The following is a 25,694-nucleotide window of genomic DNA, read 5'->3' on the forward strand; positions in this document are numbered from 1 at the left end:
TTTCCCATTTCTGAAAACGTAACCATTTGAACTGAGCTCACAAATCGGTGCTTTGCCTGTCCATGCCCGCCACCATGCCCCCTAGAATGAGCCCCATTGACGGAATCTGGTCCGCTTACCCCTGCTCAAGGAATGGCTTATGCGTCGCGCTCCCCGCTTCTCTCCCCTCTGGCTCGCCCTGCTGGCCGGCCCCCTGTTGACCGGCCAGGTGCTGGCCGCCCCCGAGGTGCATCTCTATGTGGATGGCAAAGCGGTCGCCACGCCGCTGCGTCTGGACAAGGGCCCGGTGGAGCTGACCCATACCCTCGCCAAGGGCAGCCACCAGATCCGCATCAGCGACCCGGACAACAGCTGCGGCACCAGCTTCGGCCCGAGCGAGAGCAAGCCGCTCCCCTTCGGTACGGCGCAACCCATGGACAAATGCACCAAGGATCAAAGTTTTACTCTGCGGGTGATGCTGGCGGGGGACTATCAGTTCACCTTCAACCCGGCTACCCCCAGCCTCAAGGTCTTGCGGGCCACCAGGAAGAGTGAGTTCAAGCGCCAGCCCCCCGAGGAGCCCTGCATCCAGTGGGATGGCGGCCCTGTCACCGTCTCGCTCAAGGGGGTCTGGCCCGACGGCACCCGGCTGCGGGATGCCTACTCCGGCCAAGAAGGCATAGTCAAGGGGGGCAAGCTGACCCTGACCCCGACCAAAGAGAGCGGTGGACTGCTGCTGCTCGAGCCGGTCAAGGCGGCCAAGCCGGCCCCCTTCAACTGGGATCAGGCCAGCGTCTATTTCCTGCTGACCGACCGCTTCAACAATGGCGACCCCGCCAACGACCACAGTTTTGGCCGCCAGAAAGACGGCCAGGACGAGGTGGCTACCTGGCACGGCGGCGACTTCAAGGGCTTGACCGAGAAGCTCGACTACATCAAGAGCCTCGGCATGAACGCCATCTGGATCACCCCCATGGTTGAGCAGGTGCACGGCTTCATCGGCGGCGGCGAGCAGGGCAACTTCCCCTTCTACGCCTACCACGGCTACTGGGCGCTGGACTTCACCAAAATCGATCCCAACTACGGCGACGAGGAGAGCCTGAAGACCCTGGTGGACGAGGCCCACAAGCGCGGCATGCGGATCATCCTCGATGTGGTGATGAACCACGCCGGCTACGCCACCCTGGCCGACCTGCAGGATCTGGGGCTCGAGAGCCTGACCCAGAACACGGGTAAGCTGCCGACCCGCTGGAACGACTGGCGCCCGAGCGGCGGCCTCAACTGGCATGGCTACAACCAGTTTATCGACTACCAGTCCCCTAACTGGAACCAGTGGTGGGGCCCTGACTGGGTGCGGGCCGGCCTGCCCGGTTATCCGCAACCGGGTACCGACGACGTCACCGGCACTGTGGCGGGGTTGCCGGACTTCCTGACCGAATCAACCAAATCTGTGGGGCTGCCGCCGCTGCTGGCGGCGAAGCAGGACACCAGGGCCAAGCCACTGCCCAATGCCAGCGTCAGCGACTACCTCATCGCCTGGCATACCGACTGGGTGCGCCGCTTCGGCATAGACGGCTTTCGGGCCGACACCGTCAAGCACCTGGAGCCCGCCGTCTGGGCCAGGCTCAAGCAGGCGGGCACGGCGGCGCTCAAGGAGTGGAAGCAGGCCAACCCGACCAAGGCGCTGGATGACCTGCCCTTCTACATGGTGGGCGAGGTGTGGGATCACGGGGTCGCCAAGGATTTCTGGTACCAGAATGGCTTCGATTCGCTGATCAACTTCGACTATCAGCGCGAGTTCGCCCTGCCCCAGGCCCAGTGCATGGCGGGCAGCGATCCCACCTATGCCAGCTACGCCAGCCGCATCAACCAGGATCCCGAGTTCAACGTGCTAAGCTACATCAGCTCCCACGACACCAAGCTGTTCTTCGGCGACTATCAGGACGTGCCGCTGCAGCGGCGGGTGGCCAACAGCTTCATGCTGCTGCCGGGCGGCATCCAGCTCTACTACGGGGACGAGTCTGGCCGGGGTTTGGCCAAGGATGGCGGTGTGTTCGATCAGAGCGTGCGATCTGACATGAACTGGCAGGAGCTGGCCAGTGGCGACAAGGCCGAGCTGGTCAAACACTGGCAGCGGCTCGGCCAGTTCCGCGCCGCTCACCCGGCGGTGGCGGCAGGCAGCCACAAGAAGCTGTCCGATGCGCCCTACAGCTTTGTGCGGGAGAAGGGGAACGACAAGGTGGTGGTGGTGTTTGCCGGTCGGCAGAAATAATGTCTGGGCCAGATTAGCCACAAGAGAGAGGGGAGCCAGTGGCTCCCCTCTTCATGTCAGGCATCGAACATTCCGCAGGGTCGTCTTACGCCGGCTGACGGGCCGCCACCGGCCACTGCAGCCGCACCTTGACCAGCAACGCCTGCCACAGGGGCCAGGCCAGCAAGGCCTGTTGATAGACGCCGGCCTGACCGGGCAGCTGGATGCCGTAGCTGGCCAGTCGATAAGCCATCACCCCGTAGAAAGCATCTATGATACCCGCCTCGCCGAAGTAGAAAGGCCCCCTCGCCTGAGACCAGATGGTCTGCAAGCGCGCCAGCTCGCCTATGGCCTCCACCGGCGGCTCGCTGCGGGTCGGCGCGCCCAGGAAGAAGGGCAGCTGGCTGCGGATCTGCCCAAAGCCCGCGTGCAGTTCGGCGCACAGGCTGCGGGCCAGTGCCCGTTCGGCGCGGGAAGCGGGATAGAGCTGGCGGTCTGGACAGAGCTCGTGCAGGTATTCGGCGATGGCCAGCGAGTCGTGTATCCGCACGCCATCGTGATCCAGCCAGGGCACCAGGCCGGCAGGCCCCACGCGCTTGAGCCGCGCCAACGCCTTGGCATCTTCCAGATCGAACACCTGCTCCTGCCACTCCAGTCCGCTCATGGCGAGCACCAGCGCGACGCGCATCGCCCAGGTGGAGCCAGTGCCCACCGTCAATACCAAGGATCCCATCTCTTGCCTCCTGCATGGGTTGCTCATGACCATCCCATCGGCCCCAATGGCACGACATCCGACGGTCGCTTCACATTTGCACGCCTGCGGGTTTGACCCCCTCGGGGAGCGATGCTAGTTTGATTTTCCAAAACAATCAGTTAGCAACAATGTGAGCAATGGATAGCCAATTTACCATCGTCATCGCAGATGACCACCCCCTGTTTCGGGGCGCCCTCTATCAAGCGGTGCACATGGCCATCAACGACGCCCAGCTGCTGGAGGCGGACTCCATCGACAGCCTGACCAGCCTGCTGGGGGAACACCCTGAGGTGGACCTGTTGCTGCTCGATCTCAAGATGCCGGGCGCCAACGGCTTCTCCGGCCTCGCCCACCTGCGTGGCCAGCACCCGGATCTGCCCATAGTCGTGGTCTCCGCCTCGGAGGATCCCGCCATCATCCAGCAGGTGTTGCGGCTCGGGGCGCTGGGCTTCATCCCCAAATCCGTGCCCATGAAGGAGCTGGTCAACGCCCTCAATACGGTGATCGGGGGGGATAACTGGGTGCCGGCCGGCATCTCGCTGCATCCGGAGTCCGAAGATGGCCCCGATTTCGCCAGCAAGCTCGCCAGCCTCACCCCCCAGCAGTACAAGGTGCTGGTGATGCTGCGCGATGGCAGCCTCAACAAGCAGATAGCCTGGGAGCTCAACGTCTCCGAGGCCACCATCAAGGCCCATATCACCGCCATCTTCCGCAAGCTCGGCGTCAAAAATCGCACCCAGGCGGTCATAGCCCTGCAGCAGATGGATATCAAGGACGACTGACCCCCTTATCGCCATCAAGGCCCATATCCACTCCCGCCTTTCGCAAGCTCGGCGTCAAGAATCGTACCCAGGCGGTGATAGCTCTGCAGCAGATGGATATCAAGGACGACTGAGCGGCTGCCAACAAAGGCCCATATCCACTCCCGCCTTCCGCAAGCTCGGCGTCAAGAATCGTACCCAGGCGGTCATAGCCCTGCAGCAGATGGATATCAAGGACGACTGACCCCCTTGCCACCATCAAGGCCCATATCACTCCCGCCTTTCGCAAGCTAGGCGTCAAGAACCGCACCCAGGCGGTGATAGCCCGTAGCAGATGGATATCAAGGACGACTGAACCCGCTCATCTCGTCTGGCATAAGGATCCGCCGCTCGACAAATAGCACGGTCGTACTTTATGCTGCAGGGCCAACGAGGAGAGTGCGATGAGCAAGGGCCGGTTGACCCGCGACAACATTTTGCAGACTGCGTTTGAGCAGGCGAGCCAGCAGGGACTGGAGAGCCTGACCATAGGCTCCCTTGCCTGCGCCTGCGAGATGTCCAAGAGCGGCCTCTTTGCTCACTTCCAATCCCGCGACAACCTGCAGATCGCCGTGCTGGAGTACGCCGCCGAGGTGTTCCGGGAACGGGTGATCCAGCCGGTGCGCCAGCAGCAGCACGGCAACCAGCAGGAGAAGCTGATCGCCCTGCTGCAGGCCTGGCTGGCCTGGAACCAGAGCTTCGCCGGCCGCTGCATGTTCCTCGATGCCTGGACCTCGGCCCAGGAGGGTGAGGTGCAGCAGGCTGCACGCCAGCTGGTACGCTTCTGGCTCGACTACCTGGCCCGCCAGGTGGTGCAGGGTCAGACGCAGGGGGAGTGGCGCGGCGACATGGATCCCTGGCGCGCCGTCTACCGGCTGTACGGCCTCTATCTGGGGGATCAGGTGTTCAACGCGCTGGACTTGTGTCAGGATCCGGCCCGCCACTTCTGGCCCGAAGTGGAGGCTCTGCTGACAAGCTGGCGCTGATTTTCAACTGCCTTTTTAAAAACCCACAAAAAAGCACGACCGTTCGAACACAAAACAGACAGGAGCATCATGAGCAGCAAGATCTACTTCAACACCCGCCGCTTCAGCCCGAGCAAGTGGCTGCTGGGGCTCGGCACCCGGTTGCACCACAGACTCGCCCCGGCCCACGCCAGACGCACCGCCAGCAAGCTGTTGCTCACCCCCCAGCGCAACCAGCGGGACACGGCGGCGCCTGCGGGCCTGGTCAAACAGGCCGTTCACACCAGCGAAGGTGTGCTGATGAGCTACCGGCTCGGCAAAGGGCCGGTCTGGCTGCTGATGCACGGCTGGTCCGGCAGCGCCAGCCAGTTCTATCCGTTGATGAGTCACATCGCCGCCCAGGGCTTTACCGCCATCGCCTATGATCATCCGGCTCACGGCCACAGCGCCGGCCATACCGGCCACCTGCCCCGCTTCGTGCGCGCCTTCGACGAGCTGGTGGCCAAACTGAGCGACGAGTCTGGCCCCATCCAGGGGCTCATAGCCCACAGCATGGGGGGCGCCGTCACCCTCTCCAGCCGGGTGCCAGGCCTGGACCGGCTGCCACTGCTGCTCATCTCGCCCGTGCTCGACTATGTGCCCCAGCTCTACGGCATGGTGGCGCGATCCGGCTACTCCATCCGGCTGTTCGATGCCGTGGTGAAAGAGATAGAGCAGGAGTACCAGCACCCCCTCAGCACTGTCGATCCACTGGGGCGCCTCGCCAGCCGTGCGGGAGCCGCCATCATAGTGCACGACGAGGAGGACAGGTTTGCCCCCCACGACGACTCCCTGCGAGCAAGCCGGGACGGCCGCACCCGGCTGGTCACAACCCGGGGGCTGGGCCACGGTCGCATCCTCGCCAGCGCCCCCGTGTTTGCCGCCTTCGATCGGCTGAACACGCCGCAGACGGCCGGATGACAGGGGTCGAAACCGGCCTGCAAAAAAATGGTGAGCAACCCTGTTTTTATATTCGATACAGCGCCTTATAGTTAAATTGCTCGGTGGCAACACCCCCAGTGGCAAGCATAAGGCGCAGTATCATGAGCAGGGTGTACTGCTGCCGCCAACAACATAAGGGGTAGCGTCATGGCCAGACCCAACACAGCTCTTCTGTTAACCGGTGGTGGTGCTCGCGCCGCCTATCAGGTCGGGGCCCTCAAGGCCATCGCCGAGTTCTATCCCCGCAATCTCGGCATTCCCTTTCCCATACTGTGCGGTACCTCGGCCGGCGCCATCAATGTTACCGCACTGGCCTGTTATGCCTCCTGTTTTCATCTGGGAGTGCGCAAGCTGGAGTGGGTCTGGCGCCGCTTCGAGACCCATCACATCTTCGACTTTCATCCCGGCAGATTGCTGTGGCGGCTGATGTACGAGGGCTCGGCAGGCCTCATCAATCCCCACACCAACCACGCCTTTCACCTGTTCGACAACGCGCCGCTGCGCCGCCTGCTGGATCAGCTCATCGACTACCACCGCATCGATGACAACATCCTCTACGGCAGCCTGGAGGCACTCGCCATCACGGCGTCCGATTACGATGACGGCCTCTCCACCACCTTCTTCCAGGGGCGGGCCGAACACCTGCCATGGGAGAGGGCCAGACGGCGCGGGGTGCGAACCCTGCTCACCTCGGATCACCTGCTGGCCTCCTCGGCGCTGCCGTTTGTCTTTCCCGCGACCCATATAGGCGACAAATTCTACGGCGATGGCTCCATCCACCAGCTCAGCCCGCTCAGCCCCGCCATCCACCTGGGGGCTGAGCGGATCCTGCTGATCACCCTGGATCCGCCGGCCCACTCGGCGCCGACCTTTCACCACGGTTACCTGACCAGCTCCAACATCGCCAGCCACCTGCTGGACACCGTCTTCACCGACACCCTCAACTCGGATCTTGAGCGGCTGTGGCGCATCAACCAGACCCTGGATCTCATTCCGGAGCGGGAGCGCAACCGTTTGAAATTGAAGCGGGTGGAGACCTGCGTGCTGAAGCCGAGCGAGGATCTCGACATCATGGCGCTGAACTATTTGCGCAAGCTGCCGGTGCACCTGCGCCGCCTGCTGCGGGTGCTGGGGGTCACGGGGGATGAGACCAGCAGCCTGGCCAGTTTCCTGATGTTCTACCCCGGCTATTGCCAGCAGCTGATCAAGCTGGGCTACCGGGACACCCTCAACGAGCGCCAGCGGGTCGAACAGTTTCTGGGCATAGAGCAGATGGCGCGGGAGGAGGCATGAACCGCAGCCAACCTGGGGTGCCACCTGGCTAGCGCCCCTCCAGCAGCCGCTGCTCGGCCTGCTCCATCGCCACCGAATTGCCAAACAGCACCAGCCGATCCCCCGCCGCCAGCGTCAGCTCGGGTCTGGGCTCCAGGCTCTGCTCGCCGCGCTGCACCTCCTTGATCCGCACCTCCTCCAGTGCCAGCGCCTGCACAGTGCGCCCCACAGCCCAGGCCTGATCGTGCAGCAGCACGGGATGCAGTCGCTCGAGCAGCTGGTCCGTCTCCAGATTGCCGGCGCTCTGATCCCCCCAGTAGAAGCCGTGCAGGAAGCGATACTGGCTGCTGCGCTCGTGCTCCATGCGCCGGATCACCCGGCCTATGGGGACGTTGCAGTTGAGCAGCAGATGAGAGACCAGCATCAGGGCCCCCTCCTGGGATTCGGGGATCACCTCGTGGGCCCCCGCCTGCTTGAAGGCCTCCAGAAAGCTGTCATCCCGGGTGCGCACCAGCACCCTGACATCCACCGCCAGCTCCCTGATCAGCGCCAGCATGGCCTCGACCCGCTTGCGATCGTCGAAGGTGATGATCACCAGCCGGGCCCGCAAGAGGCCGGCGGCCAGCAGGATATCGCGCCGGCTCGCATCGCCAAACGCCACCTGCTCCCCCGCCGACTTGGCCTCGCTCACCCGCTCGGGATCGAGATCCAGCGCCAGGAAGGGGATGTCCTCCAGCTTGAGGAAGCGGGCACAGGTCTGCCCGGCCCGGCCGAAACCGGCGATGATGACGTGTTGATGCTTGCTGAGGCCGGACTGCGCCACCTCGGAGCGGGAGAGCAGGGTCGAGTCGATGAGCGAGCGGGCCAGACCCTGGGCCCGCTGCACCAGCCAGGGGGTCATGGCGATGGAGGTCACCCCTATGCCGATGAGCAGGGAGATCAGCTGATGGTCGAGCAGGCCGTGGTGATTGGCCAGCGCCAGCAGCACGAAGCCAAACTCGCCGACCTGGCTCAGCATGATCCCCGTCGCCATGGCATCGCGCTTGCGCTCCCCCATCAGGCGTCCGGCCAGCAGCACCAGCAGGGATTTGATCAAGATGAGGCCGAGCACGCTGAGGATCACCTGCCACCAGGCCCGTGCCACCAGTTGCCAGTCCATGGTCATGCCGATGGTGATGAAGAAGAGCCCCATCAACACGTCCCGAAACGGCCGTATGTCCACCTCCAGCTGGTGGCGATAGTGGGATTCGCCCAGCATCATGCCCGCCAGAAACGCCCCCAGCGCCATGGAGAGCCCCATCCACTGGGTCAGCGAGGCGGCCAGCAGCGCCACCAGCAGGGCGCTCAACACGAACAGCTCGTCGGATCGGGCCCGCGCCACCTCGTGAAACAGCAGCGGCAGCAGCCACTTGCCCACCGCCAGCAGGCTGAACAGGGCGAACAGCCCCTTGAGGGTGGCCCAGGCGATCTCCGCCAGCAGGGCGCCGCCCTGGATCTCGGGCCTGGCCAGTATGGGGATCATCACCAGCAGCGGCACTACCGCCAGATCTTGAAACAGCAGCACGCTCACCCCGAGCTGGGCCCGGCGGGTGTGCAGCTGTTTTTGCTCCCCCAGCTGCTTGATCACCACGGCGGTGGAGGAGAGCGCCAGGGTGCCCGCGACCACCAGCGCCTGCGGCAGGCTCAGCCCCCACCACCACGCGAGCCAGAAGAACAGCGAGGAGGTGAACAATACCTGCAAACCGCCCACCCCCAGCACCAGCATCCGCATGGCGATCAGCCGCGGCAGTGAGAACTCCAGCCCGAGCGAGAACATCAGAAAGACGATGCCGAGCTCGGCTATGGTCTGCATGATCGCCTGCCCCGTGATCACGGCGGCGCCATAGGGGCCGAGCACTACCCCGGCGAGCAGGTAGGCGAGGATCACCGGCTGGCCGAGGCGCCGGAAAATCGCCACCAGCAAGACGGCGGCAAACAGCAGGATCAAGACATCTGTATACAATTTTCCCTCCCTTTTTATCCACTTAAGCCTAGCCAGCCGCCCTTGTTCACATCGAACATATTTTGGGCACAAGGATTGCAAGGAAGTGGCAGGAAGTAGGATGTATGAGGGCTGTACCGTGGAAAACGCATCGTCATTGAATGGCTTGGGGCATGGCATAGAGCAATGGGTTCGCCAGATGGAGCGGCTCACGCCGCTGGCCAGCCAGGATCGCAACCAGCTGCTCGAGCTCTTGCTGGTACAGACGGATCTCGACAGCCTGCTGGCAACCTTTGCCGATCGTGCGGCAAGAATTGTCCGAATACACAGCCTCTACTTCGATCACGCCCAGCCACTTCGGCTGATCCAGCAACCGCCCCAGGCCAGCCTGACGCTGCACAGCTACCCGTTTGAACTGCGCGGCCAGCATGGCCAGCTGTTCGGCCAGCTGCACTACACCCTGGAACATACTCTGAGCGGCAGCCAGCAGCGGATCCTGCAGCAGTACCATCAACTGCTCTGCATGCCCCTGCCCCTCTATCTGCGGCTGGCACAACTGGAGCAACAGGTGCGACTCGATCACCTGACCGGGCTCGGCAACCGCTCCTACTTCGATGAGGCCATAGGCCGCGCGGTGGAGCAGCACAGCCGGGAGTCTCACGGTCTGGTGCTGGTACTGCTGGATCTGGACCACTTCAAGCAGATCAACGACACCTGGGGCCACCCGATCGGCGATCTGGTGCTGAGCCGCTTCGCCCAGTTGCTCAAGAGCTGCATCCGCAGCACGGATCAGGCGTTTCGCCTCGGTGGCGACGAATTTGCGCTGCTGCTGCAACCCGCCGAGCCCGAGGCCTGGCGCCCCGTCTGGCTGCGGCTGCAACACATGCTGATGACCCACAAGGAGCTCAGCACCTTCTCGGTCGGCTGCAGCCTGGGGGCCGCCAGCTGGCAGTCCGGGGTGGCGGTCCACAGCCTGTACGAGGCGGCGGACGCTCACCTCTACGCCCGCAAAAAAGCGGGCAAGGCCGGCCTGCTGGATTGAAGCTGTCAGGGGACGAGTGCAAAAAAGCCGGCAATGCCGGCTTTTTTGTCTTGATGGCGAACCCGATTCACTCAGGGATCCAGCTGTCCGCCGCTGGCAGCCAGTGCCACTCCAGACCGGCGGCTCGCGTCATGAATCCGTCACAGATAAAGAGTCCGGCCACCGCCGCCACCTGCTCGCCGTAATAGAGGATGGGGATGCGCCCCCGCTGCCAGGAGGGCACCCCATACTCTTGCAGCAACTTCTTGAAGCGCCGGCTGCCGCTGCGCCCCACGGGTTTGAGCATGACCCCGGGCGTCACCTGAAAACGCACCGACATTGGCTCCCGCGCGGTGGGCAGCCTCAACCCCTCACCGCCCTGGCGCAGCGCTAGCTGCACCTGTCCCAGCCCGTCCGGCAAGGCGAGCGACTCGCCAACCGCCACCATCAGCTGCGCGTGACAGGGCGCCAGCCCCGGCTTGACCAGATGGAGCCGGCCCTGAAAACGGCGGCAATCCAGACTCTTCAAGCTGAACTGCGGATTGGCGTCCTCTCGCGCCAGCGCCACCTCCTGCCACAGCAGAGCCAGCTGATCCCGGGAGGGCATCTCGCCCCCCAGCCGGCGGATCCAGTAGCGCAGCAGGTTGTTGCGCCGGGTCGCCGAGAGCCCGTGCAGCGGCTCGATATTCAGGGCACTCCCCTCACCGGCCAACCGCCAGTCCGCTTCGGCCAGCTCGGTCAGCAGCGTCTCCTGCTCGGCGCACAGCGCCATGCTGCGGGCGGCGGTGCGGGCCATGGCGGGCCAGCGCGCCTTGAGCTGCGGGATAAGCGTCTGGCGCAGGAAGTTGCGGTCATAGCTCACATCCTGATTGCTCTCATCCTCCACCCAGCCGTAAGGAAGCGATTGGGCCACCTCGGCCAACTCGGCCCGGCTCACCTCAAGCAAGGGGCGCAGCAGCAGGCCAGCCGCAAACGGCTGACTCGGCAGTATGCCCGCCAGGCCGCGCACGCCGGCGCCACGCTTGAGGGCCAGCAGCAGTGTCTCCAGCTGATCGTCCTGATGATGGGCTGTGAGCAGCCACTCCCCGGCACCCAGGCTGGCGGCCAGCCGCTGATAGCGGGCCTCCCTGGCCTGGGCCTCCAGGCTCTCGCCATTGCCACGCACCAGTTGTACCCGCTCGACCATGAGCGGCACCGCCAGTTGCTGACACACGGCCTCACAATGGGTTACCCAGGCATCGGCATGAGGGCTCAGGCCGTGATGCACGTGCAGGGCGCGCAGCACCAGCCCCTGCTCGCGGGCAAACTGCGCCGCCAGCACCAGCAATACGGTGGAATCGAGCCCGCCACTGAAGGCAACCAACAGGCCCCGGGAACCTTCCGGCGCGGGCAGGGTCTGACAAAAACGAGAATAAATACGAGAAATCATAGGCTTCCCCAAAACGACCAGGCCGATCTTAGCAGAGTCGGGCTTATCAAGCTGCAACCCGACTGTTAGAGTGAAGAACTGCCCTGTTTGGGCCAGGAAGCTGAATAACCCGAATTGGAATCCAACAAGATGAACAATAAAAAAAGCCTGCTGGCCAGCCTCATCGGACTGGCCTTGCTGGCCGGTTGTAGTCAGGCGCCGGACACAGCAGACAAACACTCCGGCCTCGCGCTGGCCAACATGGACACCCGGGTCAAACCCGGTGACGACTTCTTCCGCTACGTGAACGGCCACTGGCTGGCCACCGCCAAGATCCCGGACGACAGGCCCGCCGACGGTGCCTTTTACATGCTGCGGGACAAGTCCCTGGCGGACGTGCGGGTGCTGGTCGAGGGGCTCGACGGCAAGGCGGCGGCAGGCACCCCGGCCCAGCAGATCCACGATCTCTACCAGAGCTATCTGGATCAGGGCAGCCGGGATGCCAAGGGCACCACGCCGCTGCTGCCCCTGCTGAGCGAGATCGATCAGATCCGCGATCGGAGCGGGCTGGCCCGGGCCTTTGCCCAGAGCGGTCGCACTGGCGGCGGCGCCCCGTTCGGCTTCTGGATCGATGCCGATGCCAAGGCGCCGGACAGCTATGCGGTCTACCTCTATCAATCCGGGCTCAGCCTGCCGGATCGGGATTACTACCTCAAAACCGACCCCAACAGCCAGGCGCTGCGGCAGAAATACGAGCAGCACATCGCCGGCATGCTGACCCGTTTCGGTGAAGCGGATGCCAAGGCCAAGGCCCAGCGCATCCTGGCCCTTGAGACCAAACTCGCCCAGATCCAGTGGGACAACGTGGCCCTGCGGGATCGGGAGAAGAACTACAACAAGGCGCCCCAGAGCGAACTCAAGCGTCTCGCTCCGCATATCGACTGGGATGGCTACCTGGATCAGGCCGGCCTCGCCGGTCAGAGCAGCCTGGTCATAGGCCAGCCTAGTTATCTCGCCGCCCTCGATGGCCTGATGCAGCAGACCCCGATCGGCGACTGGCAAGCCTACCTCAAGTGGCAGCTCATCACGGATTATGCCCCCTATCTCGACAGCAAGACCGACGCCCAGAATTTCGCCTTCTTCGGCACCACCTTGAGCGGCACCCCCAAGCAACGCGCCCCCTGGGAACGCGCCCTCGGCATACTGGACGATCACCTTGGGGAAGCGGTGGGCAAGCTCTATGTGGAGCGCTACTTCCCGCCCCAGGCCAAGGCCCGCATGGAGCAATTGGTGGAAAACCTGCGCACTGCCTACGGCCAGAGCATTCAGGAGCTGGACTGGATGTCACCGGCCACCAAGACCCAGGCACTGGAAAAGCTTGCCAAGTTCAGGCCCAAAATAGGCTATCCGGACAAATGGAAGGATTACAGCGCCATCGAGATCCGCGCCGATGATCTGGTAGGCAACCTGCAACGGGCTCGCGCCTTTGAATATGCCGACAGCCTGGCACGCCTGGGCAAGCCGGTGGACAGGGACGAGTGGCACATGTCGCCGCAGACGGTGAATGCCTACTACAACCCGAGCAACAACGAGATCGTCTTCCCGGCCGCCATATTGCAACCCCCCTTCTTCGACATGCAGGCCGATGATGCCGTCAACTACGGTGCCATCGGCGGCGTCATTGGCCATGAAATGGGTCACGGTTTCGATGATCAGGGGGCCAAATCCGACGGCGATGGCGTGATGCGCGACTGGTGGACGCCGGCCGACCTCAAGGAGTTTCGCTTTCGTACCAGCCGACTGGTTGCCCAATACAACCGCTTCGAGCCCATCAATGGCCAGTTCGTCAACGGCCAGTTCACCCTGGGGGAAAACATTGGCGATCTGGGCGGTCTCACCATAGCCCACAAGGCCTATCTGCTGTCACTCAAGGGCGAGGAAGCCCCCGTGCTGGACGGCTTCACAGGCGAACAGCGCTTCTTCCTCGGCTGGGCCCAGGTGTGGAAAGGCATGTACCGCCCCGAGCTGATGCAGATGCTGCTCTCCTCGGATCCGCACTCCCCGCCGGAGTTCAGGGTCAACGGCGTGGTGCCGAACATCCCCGCCTTCTACGAGGCATTCAACATCAAGCCGGGGGACAAGCTCTATCTGGACCCCGCCAAACGGGTCAAAATCTGGTAACGGACGCCCTGTTCGAAGAGCCGGGACAGGCATCACCTGACCCCGGCTCACATATCAACATCCGTGACGGGCAGGAGATACCCGCCCGTCACCACAGTCACAAGGATCACATCCATGAAAGCCTTGCTCATGACACTCGGTCTGCTCACCCTGCCACTGACTGGTCAGGCGGCAGAAGGGTTCTTCAAACAGCTGACGCTGCCCACCGGTCAGGTGCTTGCCATCAGCGAGGGGCGCGGTGAGCCCGCCTCCATCGGCAGCTACGACGTGCGTCTCTATTCCGGCGCCAACCCCCAGTTTCCCCTCGATCAGTTCATCGATGGCAAGGTACTGGCGCGAGATGGCAGCATCAAAGAGCTGAAGTTGCAGGATCTCAACGGCGACAAGCAGCCCGAGCTCATCGTCATCATCGAAAGCGCCGGCAGCGGCAGCTATCGCAGTGCCGACGCCTTTACCATCAATGCGCAGGAGGGGCTGGAGATCTTCAACCATGTAGAAGGGCTGGCCCCCGACGAGGATGTGATCCAGGCGCTCAAGACCCCCCGCGATTGACCCACCACTCTCATACAGCCAAGGCCCCGCAATGCGGGGCTTTGACTTTGCTGGCGCAGCCGATAAGGCCACTGCCGCCTTGTACCCGGCCCCGCCTCACAACGGGGACAAGAGACAGGGGCCCCCGATGGACAGCTATTTTTTCTGTGCTTATAATCGGCGCACCTTGCCATCACAAAAAATAAGGAGGTAAAAAATGGTTATCCAAGCGTGCCCGATGTTCTCGGCTCGCCTGTTCGGCACATTCCAGTGCTCTTGCCTGCATACCATCGCGCTGCGATAGCGGGTTCGAGCAAAGCCGACTCCCTTCCAAACCGAGACCTTTCTCGACTCTGCCGTTGTCGCCAGCGCTCCTGATGACAGGGATTTTCGATCCCGTGATTTTAGAGAGCAAGAGCATGACAACCCTGATGAGTACCCATTCCCTGCACATGACGGCAGGACACCTGCCCCTGTTTGACAGCGTCGACCTCAGCATCCGCAGCGGTGATCGCATCGGCCTTATCGGTGCCAATGGCAGCGGCAAGAGCACACTGCTCGCCCTGCTGGCCGGTCAGCTCGATCCCCATGACGGACGCGTGCATCACGCAGCGGCTTGCCGCTGTGAATTCGTGGCGCAACATCTGCCCGCACGCCTGCAGGCACTCAGCACCCGCGCCGTACTGCTCGATGCAGTGGACGGGGATCCCGCGCTCGACTGGCAGGTGGACAAGATGCTGACCGAGCTGCAGCTTGAAGCACAGGGCGCGTTACCGGTCAGCGCCCTGAGCGGCGGCCAGCACACCCGATTGCAGATAGGCCGCGCCCTGCTGCGCCAGCCCAATCTGTTGCTGCTCGATGAGCCCAGCAACCACCTGGACTTGCCCGCTCTGCTCTGGCTGGAGCGCTTCCTGCTGGGCTGGCGCGGCGCTTTCGTGCTGGTGTCCCACGATGGCCGCCTGCTCGACCGGGTCACCCGCGAGACTCTGATCCTGCGGGATCGATGCCTCTATCGCTTCGCCCTGCCTTGCAGCCAGGCCAGGGCGGCCCAGGCGGAAGAGGACGAGCAAGCCCGTTTGCGCCGGGCCGACGAGCAGAAGGAGATCGACCGCCTGAGCGCCAGCAGCAAACGCCTCGCCATCTGGGGGCGGGAGCATGACAACGAGAAGCTGGTGCGTCAGGCCAAATCCATGGAGAAACGGATTGCCAGGATGCAGGAAGAGCAGAGCGTTGTCGGTGCCGGCGCCCCCTGGCGCCTCGAACTGCACGGGCAGGCACTGCCCGCCGATGCCCTGCTGCGGCTGGACGCCCTCGACGTGCGCCCCGCTCCCGGCTTGCCTCCCCTGCTGCGGGCCGAGGATCTCGGGCTGCGAGCCGGAGACAGGGTTGCCCTGCTCGGTGCCAATGGCACCGGCAAGTCCTCCCTGCTGCGTCAGTGCTGGCACGATCTGCACGCTCAACTACCAGGTGAAGGCTGGCACCACCACCCCGGCGCCAGCATCGCCTACTACGATCAGTCCCTGCAGCAGCTCGATGACGCTGCAACGCTGACCGATGCCCTCTATTGTCTGGCCCCCCTGTCCGAGGTGACGCTGCGCCAGGCCTTGATCCGTGCAGGTTTCCCCTACTCCCGTCACGGGCAACGCGTGCATAGCCTGAGCGGTGGTGAGCGGGCCAGGCTGCTGTTTCTCGCCCTGTCGCTGGCGAGCCACCATCTGCTCTGGCTGGATGAACCCACCAACCATCTGGATCTGGAAGGAAAAGAAGATCTGGCCGAGGCGCTGTCGCGTTTTGCCGGTGGCGTGCTGCTGATCTCCCACGACCGGGATCTGATCGAGCGCAGTTGCAACCGGTTCTGGGTGATCAGGGAAGGCCGGATTGTCGAAGCCCACAGTGCCGAGCGGGCCTATGCCGAGTTGCTCTGTGATGAACCCATGGACCTTTCAATCAGCCCCGCCACCGATGGCAGTCCGCAGGAGCAAGCTACTGTGGAGGATGACGAAGAGGCGCTGCTGGCACGCTGGTACGAGCTGGATGCCCTGCTCGCCGCCGACCTCGCCCGCAAGCCCAGGCATCAGACACCCAGGCTGCAACAACAGTGGCGCGACGAGTTGCAGCAGCTGGCCGGTTTGCTTGGCCTCGCAGCGAACTGACACCAGCAGTCACACCTTCACACAACTGTCTTTCCCAATCAGGCGGCCTGCCAACACAGGCCGCACAGGAGAAGAGCATGAATTCACGACAAGGGGGCGAACTGCGGCTCGACCCCATCACGGCGGCCGATCTGCCTCACATCTATCGCGGCCTGTCGGATCCAGAGGTTATTGCCCACTACGGCATCAGTTACGATAGCCTGACAGCCTGTGAGGCCCAGATGGCGTGGTACGCCGACCTGGTGCGTCAGGGCACTGGCGACTGGTTTCTGATCCGCAGTCAGCACACCGGCCTCCCCATGGGGGCCATCGGCTACAACGATGCCGATCCGCAGCACAGAAAGGCCGAGCTAGGTTATTGGCTCTATCCCGAGTACTGGGGAAAAGGGGTAATGGGCAGGGCCCTGCCCCTTTTTCTGACCCACTTCTATGGCACCACTACGCTGCACCGGCTGCAGGCCCTGGTGGAGGAGCCCAATGTCGCCTCCGCCCGCGTCCTGCTCCGCGCCGGATTTCGCTACGAGGGGACGGCGCGGGAGTGCGAATGGAAGGGGGATCAGTTTATCTCCCTGCAACACTACGCTCTGCTGCGCAGCGACCAGCCAAGCACCCGGTAGCCAACACCCCTGATAGACAAAGAACCCCGCACTGCGGGGCTCTTTGTCGGGCTGGTTACTTGATGGCGCAGATATTCTCCGTGGCCCGGGTGCGGCGCAGATAGCGGCGCCACAGGGAGAAGAGACCGTAACCTGCACTCAGCAATACGGCATAAAACACCTGGGAGGCGAGCGCCACCAGCACGGCGAGGCAGAGCAGCACGCTCAAGGCCGCCAGCCCCTTGCCCATGCCACCGAGCAGACGCCAGCCCGCCGCCATGCAGAGCAGATAGACCAGCACGAAGTTGCCGTTGGCGTAGCGGATCAGCTCATCGAGCGGCAGTCGCAGCCAGAGGATCAAGGTGATGGAGACGAGGCAGATGGCAAGCACCCAGCACAGGGCATTGAGCGGCGCCCCCCGGGCCGAGAGGCGAGAGAGGGAAACGGGCAGTTTGCCCTCCCGCGCCATGCTCCAGATGAGGCGCGCAAATCCCTGCAGGTAGATGTTGATGCTGGCAAAGCAGGAGAGGTAGCCCAAAATGGCCACCAGCCACTTGGCGGTAGGGTCGAACAGCAGGGAGAGCAGGGCCGGGATGGCGGTGGCATTGGTCGCCTCGTCGCCATAGAGACCATATTTGAGCACCACCAGCGAGTGGACCCAATAAATCAGCCCCGCCAGCAGCACGCCACCGAGCAGGGCCAGCGGATAGTCCCGCTGTGGCCGCTTGAACTCCTCCCCCATGTGGGCGAAAGCTTCCAGCCCCACGAAGCACCAGAACATCACCGCCAGCGCCGTGCCCATGGCGGGCCACTCAGCTGCCGTCGGCAGTGGCTGGGCCGCATCGCGCCAGCTGAGATCCCCCTTGAACCAGATGAGCAGGGTCAGCCCCAATATGGCCAGGGCAATCAGCAACTGCAGGTTGCCGGAGGAGCGTGCCCCCCGCAGTCCGAGCAGAAACACCCCGAGCAGGGTCAGCAACTGGATGGCCCACAGGGTCCACTCCCCCAGATCGAACAGCGCGTGCCAGAAGCCGGCGGCGATAGTGAGGGCCGCAGGCAAGCCCACCGGCAGCACAGCCAGGAACAGGAAGGCGGAGAAACGCTCGGCGCCGTTGCCAAAGGCGAGCCCGATGAGGTGCGGTGCCCCGCCCGCATGGGGATAACGGCGGCCGAGCCGGGCGAAGGTGAAGGCGATGGGCAGCACCAGCACTATGAGCAACACCCAGGCCCAGAGCGAGGCGCCCCCCGCCAGCGACGCCGCGGTCGCCGGCACCACGAAGATACCGGTCCCCAGCAGTGAGGTGGCGAGCAGCCCCATTCCCTGCCAGAGCCCCAGCTCTTTTTTCAACGCAGACATATCCTTTTGTCCTGACTGGAAAAACACCCCGCCATGTTAGGCCGCAGTCCCTTGCTTGTTAAGGGCTATCCGTTGCCCAAACAAAAAAAGCCGCCTCTTGCGAGGCGGCTTCTTCTTTCAACAGACTAACCGGAGTTATCAGGCAATCAGCTTGTAGATGATGCCGGACATGGCGATCAGGCCAATCAGGGTCACGAAGCCGTTGCTGATGTTGCCAGCGTATTTGCGCATGGCAGGTACCTTGGTGATGGCGTACATCGGCATCAGGAACAGCAGCATGGCGATGATGGGGCCGCCCAGATCTTCGATCATGCCGAGGATGCTCGGGTTGATGGTGGCAATCGCCCAGGTGGTCAGGATCATGAAGACCGCGGTCACCTTGTTCAGCTGCTTGGCATCAACCTTCTTGCCTTTTTCACGCAGCGCCTTGGCCATCAGACCGTTCATGCCTTCCTGTGCACCCAGGTAGTGACCCAGGAAGGACTTGCTGATGGCGACCATGGCGATCAGCGGAGCCGCAGTGGCGATGAAGGCGTTGTCGAAGTGGTTGGCCAGGTAGGACAGAATGGTGATGTTCTGTTCCTTGGCGGCAGCCAGGTCAGCCGGGGAGAGGCTCAGTACGCAGCTGAACACGAAGAACATGACGGTCATGACCATCATGACGTGGGCACCCAGCAGTATGTTGCCGCACTTCTTCTCGGCGCCTTCACCGTAACGACCCTTGTTGTCCACCGCGAAGGAGGAGATGATCGGGGAGTGGTTGAAGGAGAACACCATGACCGGAATGGCCAGCCACAGGGTCTTGATGAAGTCACCGTTGAAGGCGTCAGACAGTGCCGGCGCTTCTGTGATGATGGCACCGTTCCAATGCGGGATCAGGTAGAGCGCCAGGCCCATCAAGGTCAGCACGAACGGGAACACCAGCACGCTCATCGCCTTGACGATGAACTGGCCGCCGAGGCGAACGATCGCCATCAGACCCAGGATCAGCGCCAGCGACAGGATGGCACGGGGAGGTGCAGTCATGCCCAGCTGGTGAACCATCAGGCTCTCGACCGTGTTGGTGATGGCGACCGAGTACATCAGCAGGATCGGGTAGATGGCAAAGAAGTAGAGCAGGGTGATGAACTTGCCTGCGGTCTTGCCGAAGTGCTCTTCCACCACTTCGGTGATGTCACCGTCACGGGTGGAGCCGGACAGCACGAAGCGGGTCAGGCCGCGGTGTGCGAAGAAGGTCAACGGCAGGGCCAGGATGGCCATGGCCAGCAGCGGCCACAGACCACCTACACCGGCGTTGATCGGCAGGAAGAGGACGCCGGCACCGATGGCGGTACCGTACAGGCCCAGCATCCAGACCAGGTCGGCCTTGTTGATGCCACGGGAAGACGCATTACTGGCTAAGCTGCCTTCAACTGCAATGTTCATGTCAGACATAGGGGTGTTCCTGTCATCAAGGAAAATAGAAAAAATCTAGTCAACCGGGCGCAATGCCCCGTTCCATCTCCCTGGAACTCCTGCAGTCCATCCCTGTTATTCTCATCCCACCGACTCGGCAACTTGCTCGCCACTCCATGTAGCAACCAAACTGCAACAAACAGGTCTGTGGGTCATCAGCCCGAGGGCCGCAAGCACGTCAACCGTTACAACTCATTAACGCACCTTTGTTCTGATGAGCTGACTCTAATTAAATCCCCTTACCGAGCACAGTGTTTTTTTGAATTAATCAACCAAAGTTTGACTGGAATCGCCTTTCTGGCGTCAGAGATCACGTTGCCAGCCCAATTTTGTGAACAACCATTAACAATTTCAGGTAGTTTCACCCGTATCTATATCCTTTGGGGTACAACAAACTGCTTACATTTGCCTGTTTGTTGCTCAAGTTGTGCGCCGCAGTGCCCTGTCGTACCCTGTTCATCAACATTTCCCCGTTGAATTAATATGGCCATCACCCGTACCGACCTCGCCGAACTGGCAGTATTTGCCGCCGTCGCCCGTCACCAGAGTTTCAGCAAGGCCGCCCTCGAGCTCGGGGTGTCGGCTTCAGCCCTGAGCCACAGCCTGAAAGGGCTGGAGACCCGCCTGGGTGTCAGATTGCTCAATCGCAGCACCCGCGCCGTGGTGCCGACCGATGCGGGCCAGCGCCTGCTCGAACAGTTGCTGCCCACCCTGAACCACCTGCAGAGCGCCCTCGACGAACTGGCGCATCACAGCGACGAGCCGGTGGGACGGCTGAAGATCAGTGCGCCACGGGGCGCCATCGACGAGCTGCTGGCCCCGGTGTTGATCGACTACATGGTGCGCTACCCGCGCATGCAGGTGGAGGTGGTGGAGCAGGAGCTGATGCCGCGCCTCATCGAGGATGGCTATGACGCAGCCCTCTTTTATGGCGATCTGCTGCCCAAGGAGATGATAGGTGTGCCGCTCGGGCCGCCCCAGCGCTATCTGGTGGTGGCAGCCCCCGCCTATCTGGCCAGGCACGGCACCCCGCAACACCCTCGCGAATTGTCGCGCCATGCCTGCATAGGTTACCGGTTGACCCCTTCTCACCATTACCGCTGGGCGTTTGCCGGGGAAGAGGGTTCCATGTTGGAGATAGAGGTGACCGGACCCCTGACCACCAGCACGCCGGCACTCTATCTGGGGGCGGCAGAGGCGGGGCTGGGATTGGCGTATTGCCTGGAGGAGGAGGTGAGCAAGCAGCTGGCACAGGGAACACTGGTGAGCGTGCTGGAGCAGTGGTGCCCTACCTTCGTGGGATTTTCACTCTTTTATCCCAGCCGGCACCAGCTGGGCAGCGGCCTGCGCGCCCTGATAGACATGCTCAAGGCACACTATCAAACTCGATGATTGCTGAGTGTGACTCATCAATTCATCAAATAAAAACCGGATTATCAACAAAAAGGTATTAATCTAGACTGTCTGCTCGATAATCGAACTCCCCAAGAGAACAGATATGTCTGCTTACTTCATGTTGCGCCAACGGGCGATGACTCGCCGTTTCTGGGGCTATGCCCTCCCCTCCATCATGGCCATGCTGGTCTCCGGTGCCTACTACCTGGTCGATGGCATCTTCGTCGGCCACTACGTGGGCGCCGCCGGCCTCGCCGGCATCAACCTGGTCTATCCCGTCATCATGGTGTTGATCGGGCTCGCCGCCATGATCAGCATGGGGGCGGCCACCGCCATCTCCCTGCATCAGGGGGCAAAGAATATCCGGCTGGCCCGACAGGCGCTGGTCAATGCGTTCTGGCTGCTCGGGCTGCTCGGGGCCCTGGCGCCCTTGCTGCTTTACTACTGGCACATCGACATACTGCTGGCATTGGGGATTGAGCAAGGCACAGAGACCTGGAAACAGGCCAGTGACTACCTCACCTGGATCGGCGGCGGCACTCTGCTGCTGGCCTGCAACCTGGCGGTACCCTACCTGCTGCGCAACGATGGCAAGCCAAGGCTGGCCATGATCCTGGTCAGCAGTGGCGCCATCCTCAACATAGTACTCAACTACCTCATGGTCGGCCGGCTGGGGCTGGGGCTGGTGGGCTCGGCCCAGGCGACGCTCATCACCGAGGGGATCGTCAGCCTGCTGGGCCTGGGTTATTTCTTTACCAGTCATGCCAAACTGCGCCTCTCATGGCACCACATGGTGCCCAGTTTTCCGGCCATGCCCAACCTGCTGTTCACCGGTCTGCCGAGCCTGATCGCCCAGTTCAATCTGGGGCTGCTGCTGCTGCTGCACAACAGCCAGCTGATGGCGTATGGCGCAATCAAGGATCTGGCCGGCTTCACAGTGGCTGGTTACACCGAGGCCGTGTTCATCGTGATCCTGCAGGGTCTGGCCTTCGGCATCCAGCCACTCATCAGCCAGGCGACAGGGGCCAAACGCCATCGGGATCTGAAATTCCTGATGGAGATGGGGCTCAAGATCACGCTCATCTATGGCATGGCGGTCTGGCTGCTGATCCAGCTGCTGCCGCGCCAGGTGGCCATGCTCTACATCGGCAATCAGGATGCCGAGCTGCTTGCCGCGGCCGTCAGCAGCCTGACCCTCAACCTCGGCGCCATTCCGCTGGAGGGGATCATCATGTTCGGCATAGTGTTGCTGCAGTCCATGGCCCGCACCAAGCAGGCGCTGATCATCTCGGCGGCCAAGACACTGCTGCTGCTGCCGCTGATCTTCCTGCTGCCGCTCTGGTGGGGCCGCGAGGGGGTGCTGATGGCCCAGCCCACCACAGTCTTGCTGCTGACCCTGCCGCTGTGCTGGCTGCTGTGGCGGGAGTGGCGTCGCCTCAAGCTGGCGTGCACACCCCAGCGTCCGCACCACGCCAAGCCGATCGGCGCCCGTCAGGGAGTCCAGCTGGCCCGCCGCGCCGGCTAGCCATTACGCAGACTCAAAGCCGGGTGGCGCGGGTGCGCACCCCGGGTTCTGCCATCGCCTGCTGGGCTGCCACCAGTTGCAGCTCGTAGGCGCCCGCCAGCCAGGTCTGGGCCAGCACCGCATCCACGCTGGCGTTGGTGCGCTCAAACGCCAGCACGGGATCCTGTCCCGCCAGCAGATTGGCCAGCATGGTGGCACTGAGCAGATCCCCTACCCCTATAGGCTGGCGATGAAATTCATAGAGCGGGCGCGAGATGTGAAACGCGCCCGCATCGCATACCAGCACCATCTCGAACCTGTCCAGGCTTAACCCGGCCCGCCCCAGATGCTTGACCATCACCAGCTTGATCCCCTGCTCGCGCAACTGCTGACAAGCCGCCAGCACCTCGGGCACATTGCTTATCTCGCGGCCGGTGAGCTGTTCCAGCTCCAGCAGATTGGGGGCCAGCATGTCGGCCTGGGGCAAGGCCCGGGTTTTAAAGAATTCGCTGACACCGGGTGCCACTATGCAACCCTTGTCGGGGTGACCCATCACGGGATCACAGAAATAGAGGGCGTTTGGATTGAGCGCCTTGAGGTGGGCCACCGCCGCCAGTATCTCCTCCCCCTGTTCGGCCGAGCCGAGATAGCCGCTCAAGAGCGCATCGCACTGCCCCAGCACGCCTATGTCGGCAAGCCCCGTCATCAGCTGGCGGATATGGCCGCCGGGCATCACCATCCCCTGCCAACCTTCGCTGTACTGGGTGTGGTTGGAGAACTGCACCGTATTGACGGGCCACACCTCCATGCCCATGCGGCGCATGGGAAACACGGCGGCACCGTTGCCGGCGCAGCCGAACACCACGTGGGATTGAATGGAGAGAATTCGCTTCATGATGGCGACTCACGCAAAAATGGATAAAAAACACAGGGAAAAACGGGCCTCTCGGCCCGTTGTTGTCACTCTCGATTAACGCAGCACCTTGACGGTGTAGCTGCCATCGGCCTGACGATAGAGGCCGTGGATATCGGTCTCGAAGCCCGGGTAGTGAGCCCCGATCTCGCACAGCATCTCGAGGAACTCGAGCACCGGCAGAGAATCGCTGGTCACCATCTCGCCTGGCAGTACCAGCGGTACTCCCGGCGGGTAGGGCAGTATCATGTTGGCGCTGATGCGATCCACCATGTCACGCAACGGCACCTCTTCCAGATTGCCTGCCAGCTCCTGCTGCCAGGCGGCGTGCGGCGTCATCTTCATCTCAGGCAGCACGTCGAACGCCTTGAACATCAGCTCCGGCAGACGATATTTGCAGGTCAGGTCGTGAATGCTCTGGGCCAGCTCCTGGATGCGCATGCCTTCGTAGAAGCTCGGGTCTTCACGGTAGAGACTCGGCAATATGCTCTTGATGGTCAGGTTCAGGTCATAGCCGCGCTTGAACTCGGTCAGGGCGCGCAGCAGCTGCATCGCCTTGGACTGATCGATGCCGATGGAGAAGAGGAACAGCATGTTGTAGGGGCCTGTCTTCTCCACCACTATGCCGCGCTCGTCCAGGAACTTGGAGACCAGAGAGGCAGGGATGCCGTTGTCCAGCAGCTTGCCATCACGACCCATGCCCGGGGTCAGCAGGGTGACCTTGATGGGGTCGAGGTACATGTGGTCATCATCGATGCCGTTGAAACCGTGCCAGTCATCTTTCGGATCCAGCTTCCAGCACTCGACTGTGTCTATGTTGTCCGGCTGCCATACGTCGAAGAACCAGCCTTCGCTCTGATCACGCAGACGCTTGATCTCTTTGCGGAAGGAGACGGCGCGATCGATGGAGTCCTTGATCAGACGCTTGCCGGTGTTGCCCCGCATCATGGCGGCGGAGATCTCGGTGGAGGCCACTATGCCGTACTGCGGCGAGGTGGAGGTGTGCATCATGAAGGCTTCGTTGAAGGTCTCCTCTTCCACGTCACCCTTGATGTGGATCATCGAGGCCTGGGAGAAGGCCGCCAGCAGCTTGTGGGTGGACTGGGTTTCGTAGAACACCTTGCCCGGCATGGCGTCGCCGCTCATGCCGCACTTGCCTTCATAGATGGGGCTGAAGTTGGTGTAGGGCACCCAGGCACTGTCGAAGTGGATGTAGGGGGTATCCAGACTCTCCTTGATGAAGCCGGTGTTGTAGAGCAGGCCATCGTAGGTGGAGTTGGTGATCACGGCATAGCGCGGCGCCTGGGCACCCGGGGTGGCGGCGACCTTGGCAGCTATGGTCTCGCGGCTGAATTCGCTCTGCGGTATGCCCCCCAGAATGCCGTAGGCGTTGCGGGTCGGACGGAAGTAGAGCGGCGTCACGTCACTCATCATCATCAGGTGAGTCAGGGACTTGTGACAGTTGCGATCCACCAGCACTGTGCTGCCGGCCGGCGCGGAATACATGCCGACTATCTTGTTGGCGGTGGAAGTGCCGTTGGTGACTATGTAGGAGCGATCGGCGTTGAAGGTACGGGCGATATACTCCTCGGCTTCCTTGTGCGGACCCGAGTGATCCAGCAGAGAACCCAGCTCCGGCATTGAGATGGAGACGTCCGCCTTGAAGGCGTTGGGGCCGTAGAAGTCATAGAAGATGCTGCCGGCCGGGCTCATCTGGAAGGCGGTACCGCCCATGTGACCCGGGGTACAGAAGGTGTATTTACCCTCTTCCACGTACTTGAACAGCGCCTTGGTGAAGGGCGGCAGTATGGCGTCCTGATACTCCTGAGTGGCCTGGCCCATCTTGAGGGCGATGTCGTCCGCCATGCCGAGACGGTATTCGAAGAAGTGCACGTTCAGACGCAGGTCGGTCAGGTGAATGTCCAGGGTGGACTGGTCGTTGGCAAAGGCGAAGATCGGCAGCTTCTCGTTGCGATCGTGGATCTCCTTGCACAGGCCGAGGGAATATTTGTCCCAGTCGAAGATGGCGCCGCAGACGCGGGGGTTCTTCTCGATCAGCTTCAGCAGGTCGGCCACGTCGACCGGGTATACAACCTGAAAGCCTTTACGCTCGAGGGAGGCTTGCAGCTGGCGAATGGGTTCTTCTTTGAAGAACACGCCCAGGTGGTTGAGGATGGCAATGATATTCATCGTGATA

At 62.6% G+C, this 25,694-nt stretch carries 19 protein-coding genes and 1 pseudogene; 13 read left to right on the forward strand and 7 right to left on the reverse strand.

All coding sequences use genetic code 11. The annotated features are described in order from the left end of the window. Nucleotides 1-139 precede the first annotated feature (139 nt). Complete coding sequence (locus tag ACM3N8_RS05970) at nucleotides 140-2,251, forward strand: alpha-amylase (protein ID WP_416015667.1); 2,112 nt, start codon at nucleotides 140-142, stop codon at nucleotides 2,249-2,251. An 85-nt stretch (nucleotides 2,252-2,336) separates the two neighbouring features. On the opposite strand, the gene ACM3N8_RS05975 is transcribed toward ACM3N8_RS05970, so the two are convergent. Continuing rightward, a complete protein-coding gene (locus ACM3N8_RS05975) occupies nucleotides 2,337-2,963 on the reverse strand; it encodes a glutathione S-transferase (protein ID WP_098984745.1) in 627 nt (208 codons plus the stop codon). Between the two features lie 158 nt (nucleotides 2,964-3,121). Between ACM3N8_RS05975 and ACM3N8_RS05980 the strand changes: the two genes are divergently transcribed. The 5 genes and pseudogenes from ACM3N8_RS05980 to ACM3N8_RS06000 all read left to right on the forward strand — a co-directional run bounded on the left by ACM3N8_RS05980 (nucleotide 3,122) and on the right by ACM3N8_RS06000 (nucleotide 7,023). Then, complete coding sequence (locus ACM3N8_RS05980; RefSeq protein ID WP_042867224.1) at nucleotides 3,122-3,766, forward strand: response regulator transcription factor; 645 nt, start codon at nucleotides 3,122-3,124, stop codon at nucleotides 3,764-3,766. A 139-nt stretch (nucleotides 3,767-3,905) separates the two neighbouring features. After that, nucleotides 3,906-3,989: pseudogene (locus ACM3N8_RS05985) on the forward strand (DNA-binding response regulator); the annotation flags it as partial. Between the two features lie 199 nt (nucleotides 3,990-4,188). Then, complete coding sequence (locus tag ACM3N8_RS05990; protein ID WP_098984747.1) at nucleotides 4,189-4,770, forward strand: TetR/AcrR family transcriptional regulator; 582 nt, start codon at nucleotides 4,189-4,191, stop codon at nucleotides 4,768-4,770. A gap of 69 nt (nucleotides 4,771-4,839) precedes the next feature. Next, nucleotides 4,840-5,709 carry an alpha/beta hydrolase gene (locus tag ACM3N8_RS05995; RefSeq protein WP_416015669.1) on the forward strand — a complete coding sequence of 290 codons (870 nt, stop codon included), beginning with the start codon at nucleotides 4,840-4,842 and terminating at the stop codon, nucleotides 5,707-5,709. Between the two features lie 168 nt (nucleotides 5,710-5,877). Then, a complete protein-coding gene (locus tag ACM3N8_RS06000) occupies nucleotides 5,878-7,023 on the forward strand; it encodes a patatin-like phospholipase family protein (RefSeq protein WP_416015671.1) in 1,146 nt (381 codons plus the stop codon). 28 nt (nucleotides 7,024-7,051) lie between these two features. Here the strand turns inward: ACM3N8_RS06000 and ACM3N8_RS06005 are convergent, their stop codons facing one another. Then, a complete protein-coding gene (locus ACM3N8_RS06005; RefSeq protein WP_416015673.1) occupies nucleotides 7,052-9,004 on the reverse strand; it encodes a cation:proton antiporter in 1,953 nt (650 codons plus the stop codon). A 100-nt stretch (nucleotides 9,005-9,104) separates the two neighbouring features. On the opposite strand from ACM3N8_RS06005, the gene ACM3N8_RS06010 reads away from it, so the two are divergent. After that, nucleotides 9,105-10,025 (forward strand): GGDEF domain-containing protein, encoded by a 921-nt coding sequence (locus tag ACM3N8_RS06010; RefSeq protein WP_172955400.1) that lies wholly within the window; start codon nucleotides 9,105-9,107, stop codon nucleotides 10,023-10,025. 67 nt (nucleotides 10,026-10,092) lie between these two features. On the opposite strand, the gene tilS is transcribed toward ACM3N8_RS06010, so the two are convergent. Further along, entirely contained in the window at nucleotides 10,093-11,433 is a 1,341-nt protein-coding gene (tilS, locus tag ACM3N8_RS06015) for a tRNA lysidine(34) synthetase TilS (RefSeq protein WP_416015674.1), read from the reverse strand. Nucleotides 11,434-11,562: 129 nt separating this feature from the next. On the opposite strand from tilS, the gene ACM3N8_RS06020 reads away from it, so the two are divergent. The 4 genes from ACM3N8_RS06020 to ACM3N8_RS06035 all read left to right on the forward strand — a co-directional run bounded on the left by ACM3N8_RS06020 (nucleotide 11,563) and on the right by ACM3N8_RS06035 (nucleotide 16,894). Next, nucleotides 11,563-13,593 (forward strand): M13 family metallopeptidase, encoded by a 2,031-nt coding sequence (locus ACM3N8_RS06020; protein ID WP_416015676.1) that lies wholly within the window; start codon nucleotides 11,563-11,565, stop codon nucleotides 13,591-13,593. Nucleotides 13,594-13,707: 114 nt separating this feature from the next. Next, on the forward strand, nucleotides 13,708-14,145 hold the full coding sequence (locus ACM3N8_RS06025; protein WP_005312116.1) for a PliI family lysozyme inhibitor of I-type lysozyme: 438 nt from the start codon (nucleotides 13,708-13,710) through the stop codon (nucleotides 14,143-14,145). Nucleotides 14,146-14,543: 398 nt separating this feature from the next. Then, entirely contained in the window at nucleotides 14,544-16,277 is a 1,734-nt protein-coding gene (locus ACM3N8_RS06030; RefSeq protein WP_416015678.1) for an ABC-F family ATP-binding cassette domain-containing protein, read from the forward strand. A gap of 77 nt (nucleotides 16,278-16,354) precedes the next feature. Continuing rightward, nucleotides 16,355-16,894, forward strand: coding sequence for a GNAT family N-acetyltransferase (locus ACM3N8_RS06035; RefSeq protein WP_416015680.1), 540 nt, complete (start codon nucleotides 16,355-16,357; stop codon nucleotides 16,892-16,894). A 55-nt stretch (nucleotides 16,895-16,949) separates the two neighbouring features. Here the strand turns inward: ACM3N8_RS06035 and yjeH are convergent, their stop codons facing one another. Further along, a complete protein-coding gene (gene yjeH, locus ACM3N8_RS06040; protein WP_416015682.1) occupies nucleotides 16,950-18,230 on the reverse strand; it encodes an L-methionine/branched-chain amino acid transporter in 1,281 nt (426 codons plus the stop codon). 138 nt (nucleotides 18,231-18,368) lie between these two features. Further along, nucleotides 18,369-19,664, reverse strand: coding sequence for an HAAAP family serine/threonine permease (locus ACM3N8_RS06045; protein WP_043134499.1), 1,296 nt, complete (start codon nucleotides 19,662-19,664; stop codon nucleotides 18,369-18,371). 504 nt (nucleotides 19,665-20,168) lie between these two features. Here ACM3N8_RS06045 and ACM3N8_RS06050 point away from each other — a divergent pair. Together ACM3N8_RS06050 and ACM3N8_RS06055 are read left to right on the forward strand one after the other, a co-directional pair. After that, the gene (locus tag ACM3N8_RS06050) at nucleotides 20,169-21,077 is read left to right on the forward strand and encodes a LysR family transcriptional regulator (RefSeq protein WP_274452435.1); all 909 of its coding nucleotides are present in this window, start codon (nucleotides 20,169-20,171) and stop codon (nucleotides 21,075-21,077) included. Nucleotides 21,078-21,183: 106 nt separating this feature from the next. Continuing rightward, complete coding sequence (locus ACM3N8_RS06055; RefSeq protein WP_043554786.1) at nucleotides 21,184-22,605, forward strand: MATE family efflux transporter; 1,422 nt, start codon at nucleotides 21,184-21,186, stop codon at nucleotides 22,603-22,605. Between the two features lie 13 nt (nucleotides 22,606-22,618). Here the strand turns inward: ACM3N8_RS06055 and pdxY are convergent, their stop codons facing one another. Beyond that, nucleotides 22,619-23,479, reverse strand: a complete 861-nt coding sequence (gene pdxY, locus ACM3N8_RS06060) for a pyridoxal kinase PdxY (RefSeq protein ID WP_348687008.1) — start codon at nucleotides 23,477-23,479, stop codon at nucleotides 22,619-22,621. Between the two features lie 75 nt (nucleotides 23,480-23,554). Beyond that, complete coding sequence (locus tag ACM3N8_RS06065) at nucleotides 23,555-25,687, reverse strand: lysine decarboxylase CadA (RefSeq protein ID WP_274452437.1); 2,133 nt, start codon at nucleotides 25,685-25,687, stop codon at nucleotides 23,555-23,557. Nucleotides 25,688-25,694 lie beyond the last annotated feature (7 nt).

Source organism: Aeromonas sp. A04 (genome assembly GCF_047780465.1).
In the GTDB taxonomy this organism is placed as follows: Bacteria; Pseudomonadota; Gammaproteobacteria; order Enterobacterales; family Aeromonadaceae; genus Aeromonas; species Aeromonas bestiarum.